The organism is Desmonostoc muscorum LEGE 12446 (assembly GCF_015207005.2).
In the GTDB taxonomy this organism is placed as follows: domain Bacteria; phylum Cyanobacteriota; class Cyanobacteriia; order Cyanobacteriales; family Nostocaceae; genus Nostoc; species Nostoc muscorum.
The window spans coordinates 2645622-2659700 of sequence record NZ_JADEXS020000001.1; the positions used below are offsets into that span (position 1 = coordinate 2645622).

Below are 14079 nucleotides of genomic sequence, written 5' to 3' on the forward strand. Positions count from 1 at the left end.
CACTAGTTGATGTGAAAAATAACAGATTAAAATGGTTGGTTAGTTTAAATTCTCGAGTAGAGACTTCTTCATTTAGATTAACTAGTAGGATTAACATGAACAAGATATGCCAACTATTAGAATTTGATGCTGATGTTTTGTTATTTAATCAAGATACATATATTGTTAGCAGATTCAAAGAATTGATATCTGAAAGCTTTAATCATAAATTTCATACAGTATTAAGGGAACATCATAGTGATTTCTCGGTTTCAGGACTTTTTAAAATGCTGTACATCAACGAAGTTAATTTTCAAGTTGAGGATATCACATGGCAATCTTCTAGTGAAGGCATAAACTGTCAAGTTTTCAGAGTTGGCTCTACAAACTGGCAAGCAGGGAAACTCAGAATAAAAGTATCTACAGAAATTGTTTCTGCATTAGCTCGTAAGGGAGGTGGTAAGCTGAACATTACTGTAGTGTTAGAATTTTATCCTAATAATCTTAATGAACCAGAATCGCCTTTAGATGATATTCGTAAAATGATACAAACAACATGAATATTACTACCTTATCCTGCTGTTTTTTAATTCGTTAAACTCCCCTCAACTTAGTATCAAAACATGACAGATGTAGAGTAGTTAGCAATCTCCAGGATGTTGTTCTTCAACTCAACTTGCCGAATTAATTAAGTATAAATATTTAATTAATTCGGCAAACATTTAAGTGAGCATTGTCATAGTTGAGTAATACAAACTCAAGTGCAGAATGTGGTCAACTATGCTTGCAACAGAAAATTCGATGCTGTAAGAGTTGGCGCACCAGTTAGAGTTGCAAATAAACCACCACTGCCGAAACCAGCCGCGCTGCCATTTTGGTTGTAGAACAACTGCCCACTCACAGAATCGTAGACAATTGTTGCCGTGCTAGTCCCCGCTAAATTGGTGATTTGAAAATCATTGGTATTACTGAAACCTATTCCCACAGCAGAAGTAATTGCACTAAAAGTAGTCTTATCCAGTACAATCTTGTCACCTTCAGAACTGTTGAAATCAGTAATGGTATCTTGACCAAAAACAGCAGTAGTAAACTCACCATCGCTGTTGTAAGCGAAAAAGTCAGCGCCTACACCACCGATGAGAACATCATTACCTTTGCCACCCACAAGAGTATCATTACCTTGTCCACCGATGAGAATATCATCACCTTCACCGCCCCGTAAGAGGTCATCGGCATTATTACCATTAATGATGTCGTTACCCCCTTGACCATTAATTACATCATTGGAGTTGTAAAAACCCGCGACATTATTGTTAAGGTCATTCAAGAAAGTGACGGTATTCTTGTTAAACAGATTAGTTTGAGTCGAGTTGGCATCGAAGACATCAAAACTATCAGTAACGCTGGTTTGTCCATCAAACAGGATATTACCAATAGCTGGTCGTGAACCACGTGCTGGCAGATTATCCAGGTTTTCTAGTTGGAAGTTTTCCAGGGTAACTTTCGTAGAAGCCGCATCTAAAAAGGTGAGTTCTAAGTTACTACCATTTTGAGTTAATTGCAGATTTCGAGCAGTTAAACCACTACCAATAAATTGCAATGTATCCAGTTGGTTAATCACCGTTGCTGATGGATTTGAGCCAGTGCGTATTCCAGCAAAATCGGTGATGGTGTCATTGCCATCGCCAAGGCGGAAAATAAAAGTATCATTGCCATTGCCACCAACAAGAGTATCGTTGCCGCCATTGCCAGAGATGGTATCGTTGCCTCCACTGCCAGAGATGTTATCGTTGCCGTCACCGCCAGAGATGTTGTCGTTGCCATTAGTGCCAGTGATGTTAGCACCAACTGCGATCGCAACACTAGCAGTACTACTGAGGTTCCCATCGCTGATGGTGTAGTTGAAGTTGGCATTGCCACTAAACCCATTAAATGGGGTAAAGACAATGAAATCATCTGCCGAGTTGCCCACAGTGCCGTTATTATTGAACACAGCACTACCGTTGGTTGCACCAGTTACAGCAGTAATGTTGAGGTTATTGCTATCTATATCGGTATCATTAGCTAGCAGAGTACTAGTGAGGATGGTTACAGGAGTATTAAAACCAGTAGTCAGGCGATCGTTGACGGCGATGGGTGCATCGTTGACAGGCTTGACGTTGAGGTTAAATGTACTAGTAATGTTACCGCCATTGCCATCGCTAACAGTGAAGTTGAAACTGTCAGTGCCGTTAAAGTTGGCATTGGGGGTGTAGATGAAGAAGTCGTCGCTGGGGTTGTCTGGAGTGCTGTTGTCGTTAAGTGTCAGTGTGCCGTTACTGGGGTTAATGAAGTCACTGATGGTTAACGTATCGACTTCTGCATCTGTATATCTACGTAGAATATTGCGAGCAAGGATGTTAACGGCAGTATCTTCGTTGGTGGTAGCCACAGTCTGAAAGCCAAACACCACGTAGTTCTTCCCTCCTCCACTTAATGTCAGATCACCGAAGCCATCGCCGTTAATGTCCCCCGCACTGCTAACAGAACGGCCTGAGAACTCACCTCTGTTACCGTTAATCACAAAACCGTTGCTGCCATTGAGGGACGAGAGGTTGAGACTGGCATCAAAGCCACTACTCCTGCCAAAGACCACGTAGCTTGACCCTGCCCGAGACTGACCGTTGGGGTCGGCATCTGGTGCCCCGATAATCAGGTCATCGAAGCCGTCGCCGTTGATATCCCCTGCACTGCTGAGGGAAATGCCTGAGCGATCATCTCTACCAATGCCGTTAATAACGAAGCCGTTGCTGCCATTGAGAGATGAAAGGTTGAGACTGGTATCAAAGCCACTACTGCTGCCGAACACCACGTAGCTTGACCCTGCATCACGCTGACCGTTGGGGGAGGCACCTGGTGCCCCGATGATCAGGTCATCTATGCCATCGCCGTTGATATCCCCCGCACTGCTGACAGAATAGCCTGAGAGGTCACCTGCGTCAATGCCGTTAATCACAAAGCCGTTGCTGCCATTGAGGGACGAGACGTTTAACCTGTCTCCAAAGCCACTGCTGCTGCCAAAGACCACGTAGCTTGACCCTGCATTAGGCTGACCGTTGGGGTCGGCACCTGGTGCGCCGATAATCAGGTCATCTATGCCATCGCCGTTGATATCCCCCGCACTGGTAGAAGGGAATGAGTCGTTATACCCAACAGCGCCGTTAATCACAAAGCCATTGCTGCCATTGAGGGACGAGAGGTTGAGTTGGGCGCTAAAACTACTGCTACTGCCAAACACCACGTAGCTCGTGGCACCACTTGCCCCGATGATCAGGTCATCAAAGCCGTCGTCGTTGATATCCCCCGTACTGCTGACAGAATAGCCTAAGCGCTCATTAATGCTGCTAATTACAAAGCCATTGCTGCCATCAAGGGTTGAGAGGTCGAGACTGACATCAAAGCCATTACTGCGACCAAACACCACGTAGCTCGTGGCACTACTTGCCCCGATGATCAGGTCATCAAAGCCGTCGCCGTTGATATCCCCCGCACCGCTGACAGAGGTGCCTGAGAGGTCACCTTCATTTATGCCGTTAATTACAAAGCCGTTGCTGCCATCCAAGGAGGAGAGGTTGAGTTGGGCAGCAAGGCCACTGCTGCTGCCAAACACCACGTAGCTCTTCCCTGCAAAAAACTGCCCGTTGGGGCTGGCATATCTTGCCCCGATAATCAGGTCATCAAAGCCGTCGCCGTTGATATCCCCCAAACTACTAACAGAACCGCCAGCACTGTCATCACTATTTATGCCGTTAATCACGAAGCCGTTGCTGCCGTTAAGTGACGAAACGTTAAAACCTGAAACCTGGAGTGCATCATTGACTCCGTTAATAGTCAAGTTGACGCTAGCTGTATTACTCAAGCTGCCATTGCTGATGGCGTATGTAAAGCTGTCAGTCCCGCTTTCACCGACACCCAAACTTTCAAATGAAGCATTGAGGTCATAGGTCAAACTGCCATCAGCATTAAGGGTAACTAAAGCACCAGAACTCAGGGTAATGGTAGTGCCAACAACAACTGTTTTACCATCGATAGCCGACACCGTTAGGAAGTTGCTATCGTTAGCTAAGACTTGTATGTTAACAGCAGTGTCTTCGTCGGTGGTAGCCGTGTCATTAACCGCGACAGGAGGTTCATTAGTAGGTGTACCAGATGCAAAACCAAAGACTACGTAGCTCTCTCCTGCATAAGGTTGACCGTTGGGGCTAGCACCACTTGCCCCGATAATCAAGTCATCAAAACCGTCGCCATTGATATCTCCTGCACTGCTCACAGAACGGCCTGAGTAGTCAAAGCTACCAATACCGTTAATCACAAAGCCGCTGCTGCCATCCAGAGATGAGAGGTTGAAGACGGCACCAAAGCTACTGCTGGTGCCAAACACCACGTAGCTTGACCCTGCCCAAGACTGACCGTTGGGGGAGGCAAATGATGCCCCGATAATTAGATCATCGAAGCCGTCGCCGTTGATATCTCCTGCACTGCTGACAGAATTAACTGAGGAGCTACCAATACCGTTAATCACAAAGCCGTTGCTGCCATCCAGGGATGAGAGGTTGAAGACAGCACCAAAGCCACTGCTGCTGCCAAACAACACGTAGCTTGACCCTGGATAAGATTGATCGTTGGGGTTGGCACCAGTTGCCCCGATAATCAGGTCATCGAAGCCGTCGCCGTTGATATCTCCTGCACTGCTGACAGAACCACCTGAGATGTCATATGTATCAATGCCGTTAATCACAAAGCCGTTGCTGCCATCCAGAGACGAGAGGTTGAATTGGGCACCAAAGCCACTGCTGCTGCCAAAGACCACGTAGCTTGACCCTGCCGTAAGCTGACCGTTGGGGTCGGCACCACTTGCCCCGATAATCAGGTCATCGAAGCCGTCGCCGTTAATGTCCCCCGCATTGCTGACAGAACCGCCTGAGAAGTCATTCGCATCAATGCCGTTAATCACAAAGCCGTTGCTGCCATCCAGAGACGAGAGGTTGAGTTGGGCACCAAAGCCACTGCTGCTGCCAAAGACCACGTAGCTTGACCCTGCCGTAAGCTGACCGTTGGGGTCAGCACCACTTGCGCCGATAATCAGGTCATCGAAGCCGTCGCCGTTGATATCTCCGGCATTGCTGACAGAATTACCTGAGCCGTCATATCTATCAATGCCGTTAATCACAAAGCCATTGCTACCATTGAGGTCAGATAGATTTAAAACTGCATCAGCCATTATTGTTGATTCTCCTTATTGTTTTGATTGCGTTGTTTGCCGACAGTAAAGACCTGAAATTTCACCTCCAGACTCATCCCATAGTCACCAGGCGGCGAATTTCATCACTCTTAAAGCCGATCGCCATTGGACGACGCACCCCCGCTAGTGCCACTACGTCGTATAATTCCATTACTACCCCTTCCATTCGCAGAGAATGCACAATATCCCCACTCCTCAAATCAATCACCAGTAGCCCACAGCGAGGTTCGGCGTTTTTTTGTTGCAATTTCTCATCTAGGGGCAACCCACTAAAAGTCTTGTTGTGCCTGGGTTGGGAAATTCCCACGATGGCAAAGTCGCCATGAAATGCACAACCGCGCATGTATCCCGGACAAAAAGCCACAGGTTCAAAGCTGCCTCGCTCCAAATCTACGTAGCCAAAATCTCCTGTACCAGAGTTGAGTAACCACAATTTGTCTCGATACCACCGAGGAGAATGGGGCATGGAAAGTCCCTTAAGTATGATCTCGTTACTCTCCACATCAATGACGCAACCACCATCAGCCCGCCTGTCCCGCCATCCCTCAGCCACATCCGATTGACTGATAACGGTCACGTACCTGGGTTGACCATCTCGCATTGCCAACCCATTGAAATGACACCTGTCTTCTGCCGCCAGTTTGCTAATAAATGGCGGTTGCCACAGGGGAATGAAACTGTGGGTTGGACTAACTTTAGCTAAACAGCTAAATAGGGTATTGACAAATATCAGATTCTCTGAGTTATTTAACTCCCGTTCAGGAATTTTGCCGTTTGCCTGTGGGGAATTACTCAGGGCGATATCATGGATATCTAAATCTCCCGTCACATAACTCATCTGCGGCAAATAGACGGCATCGTAGTTGTCGTGAATTTGTCCTGGTTGTAGGATGTTTTCAAAGCGCCACAGTTGATAAAGGGAACTCATATACAAAGTGCTGCCACTGGCATACAAACCCATGCAGCGTTCAAAGGTGCGCTCGAATACAGATAGTTTGCCGCTCGGTTGCAAGCCGATGAAAAATAATTTACCTGCTTGATAGGTGGTGAAAGCTAGGCTGAGATTCTGCTCCAACAGCCAAGGGCTAAACTGCCGTGAGGCATTCATTTCCAGACTATTAGTTGCAGTTACAGGATTTTGATTCATTTTTTCTACAGGGAGGAGAACAAAACGTGATTTCTTGCCGATGCTGGCTCCTTCTCATTCCCCCTTAAATTATCTATCTTTTAAGTAAAATCACGTAACCTACTTCACCAAATCTTGAAGATGTGACTTTTTTTTAAGTCTAATACATCAGAAAAGTTGCATAAGCTGAAGTTTAACCTTCTCACAGATATATTTTTTTAACTTATGAAAAATTCGATATCTGCTGAAATTCTCTACGTTTGTTGACAAAAACCCATTTTCTGATTGCGCTAAAAATCATTATGTGATATGAAATTTTGCCGACGAAACATAAGTAAATTCTATCAACATCAAATAAAGATTAGGTTTACAGATTCTTTATATAATGATGTTAATCCTGAGAAATCGGCTCAGAACTCACATTAGCAAGACTTATCTCGCTCTCGTCCCTGTAGTGCTACAGCAGCATCAGCAGCTTCGCTAGTATTGCTATGTGTCGCGCCAGCAGTTGCTTCGCTTCCTTTACCGAACCGCGCTGTTGCTGGTGAATCGCTTGGTGCAGTCCTGTGTGGACATTACTCGTGCGGGCAATTAATGAACGTATTGAAATAGAATCAACCTTAGATGATATTTAGATAATGATGCAAGCAAGATGAAAATTATCCTCCACATCACTAAACGCCAACAATGGGAACAAGCAAAAAACTTGGGCAGCTACCGTGCTGATTCACTGGATTCTGAAGGTTTTATTCATTGTTCTAAGTCAACGCAAATCGTTAAGGTTGCAAATAGATTTTTTAATAATCAAAAAGATTTGGTTTTACTTTTTATTGATTCGGAGAAAGTTGAAGCTGAGATTCGGGATGAAGAGGCGGAAATAGGAGAATTATTTCCTCATATTTATGGGGAGTTGAATATTGATGCTGTGTATCAGGTGATTGATTTTGAAGTTGGGGAAGATGGTTTATTTAAGTTGCCGCAAGAAGTTATAAATTTATAATTAACGAACCGCAGAGGCGCAGAGGAGGAGAGATGGAAGGTGAAGGGTTTGATGTGGGTGAGTATGTTAAGCAGATGGGGTTATTGTTGGATTTGCAGATAAGAGATGAGTATTTTGATGAGGTGGTGGCAAATTTTGAGAGAATTAAGGCGATCGCTAATGTCGTAAATTCTTTTCCTCTAGCAGAAGAAATTGAAGTAGCACCAATATTTGAACCATAGTCGCTTCCAGAATTGGCTAATTTGTAGTAATTTTACTGAGTTTTAAGTATAAATGCAACACTAACATATTAGCCGACGATGCTATGGGAAAGATGAAATGAATAATTTGAATGATGCTGAGTCGTTGAAGTCAGCGGGTGTGGGTAAGTTGTTGGTGCGTTTGCTTTGGCTGGTTTTGGGAATTGGGCTGGTATCTACGCTGTTCTCTTTGTTGCAAGTAATCGCACAGCCGATTTATCAGCTACTCGCTTTCTTTGATGGATTGGTATCAATAGTTTCGTTGATTGTCGGTCTAATTTCAATGATTGTTTTTTTAATTTGGCTACATCGTCTCCATGCAGATTTAAAGAATCTCTTCCAAGAATATCCAATTACGCCAGGAGGTGCGATCGCCAGATTTCTCATTCCGATATACAGTCTTTGGGGAATGGCTAACACTTTATCGACTTTTGCTGACCGATTTCAAGGCGAAGGTGGTGATTTAACGAGTTTAAGCGAAAAAGTGCGCTCGCTCATAGCACCACTGTATGGTTTTATCATTGGCTCAAATGCTTTGAATCGTATTGCTTTTACAGAAGCTGCTAAAAATCCTGAAGATAAATTTCTGCCAATTTGGTTTCTATTATCTTGTATTTTAGATCTAGGTCTAACAGCTATTTTGCTGCAACTAGCAAAAACTATGCGGACTGCTATTACTCAAAAAGCTAAACGTGGGATCTCCTAAATATTCCAGCATGAATTTTGATTCAGCCGATGCTTTTACAATATCAACTGCTGTACGTGAAGGCAATGTTAGCGCGGTGGCTGTTACTAAGGCAGCCTTAGCACGAATAGCGGCACGAAATCATCTATTCAACTGTTTTACAACTATAACTGCTGAGGCGGCTTTGGCTGATGCTGCACGCATTGACAGGGAAATTGCCCAAGGTAATAACCCTGGAATGCTTGCTGGTGTGCCTTTTGCTGTGAAAAATCTCTTTGATATTGCTGGTATAACAACTCTGGCGGGGTCGAAAATTAATGCAGAAAACCCAGCAGCTACCCAAGATGCAACCGCAGTGGCTAGGTTGAAACAAGCGGGTGCAGTGTTGCTTGGGGCTTTGAATATGGATGAGTACGCCTATGGGTTTGTGACAGAAAATTCCCATTATGGTGCTACTTATAACCCACACGATTTATTGCGAGTTGCTGGGGGTTCGTCGGGTGGTTCAGCGGCGGCTGTTGCTGGTGGGTTGGTTCCGCTGACGCTGGGTTCTGATACTAATGGTTCGATTAGGGTTCCGGCGGCGTTGTGTGGCGTTTTTGGTTTGAAACCGACTTATGGTAGGTTGTCTCGCGCTGGGGTAGCTTTATTTTCTAGCAGTTTAGACCATATTGGGGGTTTTGCACGTTCGGTGCAGGATATCGCAACGATGTTTGATGTGTTGCAAGGCAAAGACGATCGCGATCCAGTTTGCACTCAGCGTCCTCCTGTAGAAACGTTACATGTAACGTCTCTACATAATGTAACATCTCTGCATCAAGATATCTCTGCAATCAAAATTGCGATCGCTGCTGATTATTTCACCAAAGGTGCAGAACCGGCAGCTTTAGCCGCTGTGCAAACAGTTGCTGATGTTTTGGATGTAACTGAATATGTCACCATACCAGAAGCACACCGCGCCCGTGCAGCAGCGTTTGTGATTACGGCAAGTGAAGGGGCAAATCTGCATTTAGATAAGTTGCGTAGGCATCCTGAGGATTTCGATCCAGCAACACGCAATCGCTTTTTGGCTGGGGCGTTAATTCCTAGTAGTTGGTATCTGCAAGCGCAACGCTTTAGAAGATGGTACCGCGATCGTGTGCGGGAAGTGTTTCAAAATGTGGATGTAATTATTGCCCCAACTACACCCATTTCTGCGCCGCTAATTGGTCAACAAACTATGATTTTGGACGGCGAAGAAATTCTGATTCGTCCTCATTTGGGGTTATTTAGTCAACCATTATCTTTTATTGGTTTACCTGTTTTATCAGTGCCAATTCAACGTCCTAATGCTTTACCTTTGGGGGTGCAATTGATAGCAGCACCATATAATGAAGCGTTGATTTTAAGAGTTGCGGCGGCTTTAGAAGCAAAGGGTATAGTTTCAGCACCAGTAATTTTTAATGGCTAATCTCATATCATGTTCGGGTAATTAATTATGATTCCCACAGTTACTGCACCCCACCCTAACCCTCCCCGTATGTATTGGGGAGGGAACTGCATTTCTTTTTCCCCCAATAAACGCTACCGTGTGTACACAAGTTAGTTAGTAAGGGCACGGCACTGCCGTGCCCCTACGAGAAATCTATCTGTATCAAGGTTTTCGTGAAATGGTATTAGGCATTGACAGGAAATACCAAACATGCATTATTGAAAAGCCACATCTTTCGTAGGGGCACAGCACTGCTGTGCCCTTTATTGAGGACTTCGCTAGCGCTGCACTCGTAATGACAATTTATTGGGTCTAGAAGGCTTGAAACCCTTACAGCTACTACTTGTGTGTACACCGTAGGTATGTATTGGGGAGGGAACAGCATTTCTTTTTCCCCCAATAAACGCTACCGTGTGTACACAAGTTAGTAAGGGCACGGCAGTGCCGTGCCCCTACGAGAAATCTATCTGTATCAAGGTTTTCGTGAAATGGTATTACGCATTGACAGAAAATACCAAACATGGATCATTCAAAAACCACATCTTTCGTAGGGGCACAGCACTGCTGTGCCCTTTATTGAGGACTTCGCTAGCGCTGCACTCGTAATGACAATTTATTGGGTCTAGAAGGCTTGAAACCTTTGCAGATAGAACTTGTGTATACACCGTAGCCGTTTATTGAGGGGATTAAGGAGGGTAAAACGTATGTGGGACTAGCATTTGAGCTTAAGTTGACACCAGTGGCGTCTTGCCCGTCCGGTGGGGGCAAAATGCCCACACTACAAGAAAAATTTATCGAGATTTGCTGGACTCAAAGCAATAAATAGCAATCTGGATCTTGGAGATAATTGCAACATCACAAATCTAACACAATTAATTGAAGAGTTACGTACTAAGTTAGAAAATCATAATAATATTCTCACGACGATTCACTCTTCCAAAATAGAAATTGAAGAGTTAGAAGAAAATTTGGTGAGTTCCTGTGAGAAGATGCTGATGGGGGTTGGCTTTAAATACGGCAAAGACAGCCGTGAATATGAAATGGCTGGTGGAGTTCGCAGAAGTGAAAGTTTGCGTAAAAGTAGAGCGACTCGCTTAAAAACTGTTGCCAAAAAAGCAGCTAGCCAAAGTTCTGAATCTGCGTAACATGCTAGTAAGAAGACACCCCAAACAGAATTAAAAATTAGTCTAATATAGCAATATGGTTTGATTTTTGACCAAAATTAACTATTTGTAGGGTGCGTTACGCTGTCGCTAACGCACCAATTCCTTAAGAATACTATACTCCATCAAAAGTAGGTGGATAAACAACTTTTCCTTTGTACCTTTCCTGATAACTTTCCAGTGTTTTAACCATGAAGAATTCCTCTGGTACTGGAAAGGGAGATTCGATTCCATAAATCACAGAAGCCTGAAAGCCAAAGCGAGTATAAAATTCTGGATGACCTAAGACAATTACTATGGCTTCTTTGTTTGCTTCTGCTATTTCTAACCCTGCTTTAATTAATGCACTACCAATTCCTTGTCTTTGAAACTCGGGACGAATTGCCAAAGGTGCTAAACCCAGTACTTTTAATGTTTGTTCATGCACCAAGTCAATATAGCTAAATAAAATATGACCGACTACAGCAGCTTCAATTTCAGCAAGTAGGGCAAGTTCTGGAATATAGCGGTCAGAACGGCGAATTTGCTCCACAAGTTTAGCCTCGTTATCTTGACCAAAGGCTAATGTATTTACCTCGGCTATTGCTGGGTAGTCTGTCAACGTTTCACGACGGATATTCATCATTTGAGAATCAATTCCATAAAAATCTAGTTTGCTCGATATTCTAACGAAATGTCTGTTTTTTTAAAATATGGTTTGATATCCTGAAAGCAAAAACCCAATAATTCCCCTAGCTCAGAGACGCGATAAATTCCCTAGCTCAGAGATGCGATAAATTCCCTAGCTCAGAGACGCGATAAATTCCCTAGCTCAGAGACGCGATAAATCGCCGTCTCTACAATAATCAATCGTTGGTGGAGACGTGGATTTGTTGCGTCTCTTGCTAAATTGTTAATTATTAACAGAATATCTTGAATAACCAATGGTTACAATTCCAGTAATTGATTTCAGTGATTTTACCAATGGCAATGCAACAAGTCGGCAAGCTGTTGTCAAACAAATTTATCAAGCTTGTCATGAAATCGGTTTCATGTACTTGCAAAATTCAGGAATATCAAAAGATTTAATCGAACAAGTATTCACTTATAGTAAATCTTTTTTCAATAAACCTTTGGAAGTTAAGCAAAAGCAAGCTTGGAGTGATGAATTTAGTAATACAGGATATGTTGCTATTGAAAGAGAACGTCTTGACCCCAATCAACCAGGTGACTTGAAAGAGGCTTTTAATGTTAGCAAACAAGGTGCTGTCGGGATGGATGCTTCTATTCTTGCTTTTTATGATAGTTGCACAGAACTGGCTAACACAGTATTGCAAACATTTGCTTTGGCGTTGGACTTGCCAGAAGATTTTTTTACAACAAGGCACAATCAATACAATCATACATTGCGATCGCTCCACTATCCCCCTTTGCAAACACCACCCAAACCTGGACAAGTGCGTGCTGGCGAACATTCTGATTATGGCAGTATTACTTTACTTTTCCAAGATGACGTTGGCGGATTGGAAGTACGAACAACAGCAGGAGAATGGATTGAGGCGGCTGCAATTGATGATACTGTTATAGTTAATACTGGTGATTTAATGCAGAGGTGGACAAATCACGTGTTTTGTTCAACTAAGCATCGGGTAATGATTCCCAACGACGACAGGATAAACCAGTCTCGGTATTCTATTGCTTTTTTCTGTCATCCGAATGATGATATAGAAATTGCTTGTTTGGAGAGTTGCCAAAAAGAGCGATCGCCTATTTATCCCCCTATCCTTGCGGGAGAATATCTTTTAAGTCGTTTACAAGCAACTTATGGGAATTCGTAATTCGTAATTCGTAATTCGTAATTCGTAATTCGTAATTAGGAAAGATATTTAGGATGAAAACTTATGATTGGATTGTGGTTGGTGGCGGGATTACGGGTGCTACCCTTGCTTATGAACTAAGGAAAGCAGGCTTTGGTGTACTTCTGGTAGAACAATACGCAACACCAGACAATGCAACTCGCTTTAGTTATGGTGGGCTTGCTTATTGGTCGGGTACTACAGCGTTAACTGGGCAATTGTGTGAAGATGCGATCGCTCGTTACCACATCCTATCTCAAGAATTAGACGCTGATATCGAATTTCGGGAATTAGATTTATTACTAACGATTTCAGCCTCTAGTGACCCAGTGGCGATCGCTGCATCGTATAGTAATTGTGCCGTTGTACCGCATTTACTCACCCCACAAGCAGCTGGTGAATTGGAACCACTGCTAAATCAACAGGCTATATCTGCTGCTTTAACTGTTAAACACGGTCACATTCATCCACAAAAAACAGCACAAGCTTACATTCAAGCTTTTGTACGTGCTGGGGGAGAAGTGCAAATTAGCCAAGTATTGCAGATATTGCAAAATGGTGTACAAACCACCACTGCAACTTATCACAGTGCAAATGTCGTTATCTGTGCAGGTGGACTTAGCCGGCAACTATTAAAAGCAGCTGGTATGTCCCTTAAAATATATTTTACCCACGCAGAAATCATTGAAACTCCACCAGTTGATGTGAAGTTACGCACCTTAGTTATGCCAGCGAATGTGCAACGATTTCAATTAGAAGCCCAATCTGCTCAAGTCGATGAATTGTGGGATGAACCAGGTAATGAACCAGTACCAGCTATTTTAGATGCTGGTGCAATTCAGTTTCAAGATGGTAGCTTACGCTTGGGTCAAATTAGCCGCGTTCTCACAGATCCTGATGCTAAAGTCAACTCCCAAACGAGTGAAAAATGGTTGCGAGAAAGTGTCGGGGAAGTGTTACCAACTTTGGAAAAGTTACCAGGAACTTGGCATCATTGTTTAGTAGCATTTAGTGGTAATAAGTTTCCTTTAATTGGTGCTATTCCAGGATTTGAGAGTGTTCATGTTTTTAGTGGATTTAGCAACCCGCTAGTAATTGTACCACCTTTAGCAGAGCGTTTTGCTAAGTTTTTAACTGGCAAGGAAGATAAAATTATTAGACAAATATTCCAAGAGAATTCTGAATCAGGAACTGCATAGCTTGGAAAAGTTATATCCCCAACTTTTTTAATAATTCGGGGATCTGGACACCGCAAAAAAGTACATAAATATTGCTTTTTAAGAGACTATTTATAGAACCC

11 protein-coding genes are annotated in these 14079 nt (G+C 43.5%); 8 read left to right on the top strand and 3 right to left on the bottom strand.

Annotated features, from left to right (window positions below; all coding sequences use genetic code 11):
- Positions 1-95 precede the first annotated feature (95 nt).
- Positions 96-539 (top strand): KGK domain-containing protein, encoded by a 444-nt coding sequence (locus IQ276_RS11415; RefSeq protein WP_193919075.1) that lies wholly within the window; start codon positions 96-98, stop codon positions 537-539.
- Positions 540-757: 218 nt separating this feature from the next.
- Here the strand turns inward: IQ276_RS11415 and IQ276_RS11420 are convergent, their stop codons facing one another.
- Both IQ276_RS11420 and IQ276_RS11425 read right to left on the bottom strand, forming a co-directional pair.
- Positions 758-5239 carry a beta strand repeat-containing protein gene (locus IQ276_RS11420; protein WP_235115591.1) on the bottom strand — a complete coding sequence of 1494 codons (4482 nt, stop codon included), beginning with the start codon at positions 5237-5239 and terminating at the stop codon, positions 758-760.
- Positions 5240-5312: 73 nt separating this feature from the next.
- A complete protein-coding gene (locus IQ276_RS11425; RefSeq protein WP_193916915.1) occupies positions 5313-6407 on the bottom strand; it encodes a TIGR03032 family protein in 1095 nt (364 codons plus the stop codon).
- A gap of 631 nt (positions 6408-7038) precedes the next feature.
- Here IQ276_RS11425 and IQ276_RS11430 point away from each other — a divergent pair.
- From IQ276_RS11430 to IQ276_RS11450, 5 genes are all read left to right on the top strand, one after another.
- Positions 7039-7386: a DUF952 domain-containing protein gene (locus tag IQ276_RS11430; protein ID WP_190880178.1), complete on the top strand. Its 348-nt coding sequence runs from the start codon at positions 7039-7041 to the stop codon at positions 7384-7386.
- Between the two features lie 32 nt (positions 7387-7418).
- Positions 7419-7607 carry a DUF4089 domain-containing protein gene (locus tag IQ276_RS11435; RefSeq protein WP_193916913.1) on the top strand — a complete coding sequence of 63 codons (189 nt, stop codon included), beginning with the start codon at positions 7419-7421 and terminating at the stop codon, positions 7605-7607.
- A gap of 97 nt (positions 7608-7704) precedes the next feature.
- Positions 7705-8331 carry a DUF4328 domain-containing protein gene (locus IQ276_RS11440; RefSeq protein ID WP_193916911.1) on the top strand — a complete coding sequence of 209 codons (627 nt, stop codon included), beginning with the start codon at positions 7705-7707 and terminating at the stop codon, positions 8329-8331.
- A gap of 10 nt (positions 8332-8341) precedes the next feature.
- A complete protein-coding gene (locus IQ276_RS11445) occupies positions 8342-9760 on the top strand; it encodes an AtzE family amidohydrolase (RefSeq protein WP_193916909.1) in 1419 nt (472 codons plus the stop codon).
- Between the two features lie 779 nt (positions 9761-10539).
- Positions 10540-10926, top strand: a complete 387-nt coding sequence (locus tag IQ276_RS11450; protein ID WP_193916907.1) for a hypothetical protein — start codon at positions 10540-10542, stop codon at positions 10924-10926.
- 133 nt (positions 10927-11059) lie between these two features.
- Here IQ276_RS11450 and IQ276_RS11455 read toward each other — a convergent pair whose 3' ends face one another.
- Positions 11060-11566, bottom strand: coding sequence for a GNAT family N-acetyltransferase (locus tag IQ276_RS11455; protein ID WP_193916920.1), 507 nt, complete (start codon positions 11564-11566; stop codon positions 11060-11062).
- Positions 11567-11867: 301 nt separating this feature from the next.
- Here IQ276_RS11455 and IQ276_RS11460 point away from each other — a divergent pair, with 301 nt between their 5' ends.
- Both IQ276_RS11460 and IQ276_RS11465 read left to right on the top strand, forming a co-directional pair.
- On the top strand, positions 11868-12761 hold the full coding sequence (locus IQ276_RS11460) for an isopenicillin N synthase family dioxygenase (RefSeq protein ID WP_193916905.1): 894 nt from the start codon (positions 11868-11870) through the stop codon (positions 12759-12761).
- Between the two features lie 53 nt (positions 12762-12814).
- Entirely contained in the window at positions 12815-13978 is a 1164-nt protein-coding gene (locus IQ276_RS11465; protein WP_193916903.1) for an NAD(P)/FAD-dependent oxidoreductase, read from the top strand.
- The last annotated feature ends 101 nt before the right edge of the window (positions 13979-14079 follow it).

Excerpts from the sequence above, each read along its gene's own strand:
- IQ276_RS11465 (WP_193916903.1), top strand. The coding sequence starts at position 12,815 with ATGAAAACTTATGATTGGATTGTGGTTGGTGGCGGGATTACGGGTGCT.
- IQ276_RS11455 (WP_193916920.1), bottom strand. The coding sequence starts at position 11,566 with ATGAATATCCGTCGTGAAACGTTGACAGACTACCCAGCAATAGCCGAG.
- IQ276_RS11420 (WP_235115591.1), bottom strand. The coding sequence starts at position 5,239 with ATGGCTGATGCAGTTTTAAATCTATCTGACCTCAATGGTAGCAATGGC.
- IQ276_RS11430 (WP_190880178.1), top strand. The coding sequence starts at position 7,039 with ATGAAAATTATCCTCCACATCACTAAACGCCAACAATGGGAACAAGCA.
- IQ276_RS11415 (WP_193919075.1), top strand. The coding sequence starts at position 96 with ATGAACAAGATATGCCAACTATTAGAATTTGATGCTGATGTTTTGTTA.
- IQ276_RS11440 (WP_193916911.1), top strand. The coding sequence starts at position 7,705 with ATGAATAATTTGAATGATGCTGAGTCGTTGAAGTCAGCGGGTGTGGGT.
- IQ276_RS11425 (WP_193916915.1), bottom strand. The coding sequence starts at position 6,407 with ATGAATCAAAATCCTGTAACTGCAACTAATAGTCTGGAAATGAATGCC.
- IQ276_RS11460 (WP_193916905.1), top strand. The coding sequence starts at position 11,868 with ATGGTTACAATTCCAGTAATTGATTTCAGTGATTTTACCAATGGCAAT.
- IQ276_RS11445 (WP_193916909.1), top strand. The coding sequence starts at position 8,342 with ATGAATTTTGATTCAGCCGATGCTTTTACAATATCAACTGCTGTACGT.
- IQ276_RS11435 (WP_193916913.1), top strand. The coding sequence starts at position 7,419 with ATGGAAGGTGAAGGGTTTGATGTGGGTGAGTATGTTAAGCAGATGGGG.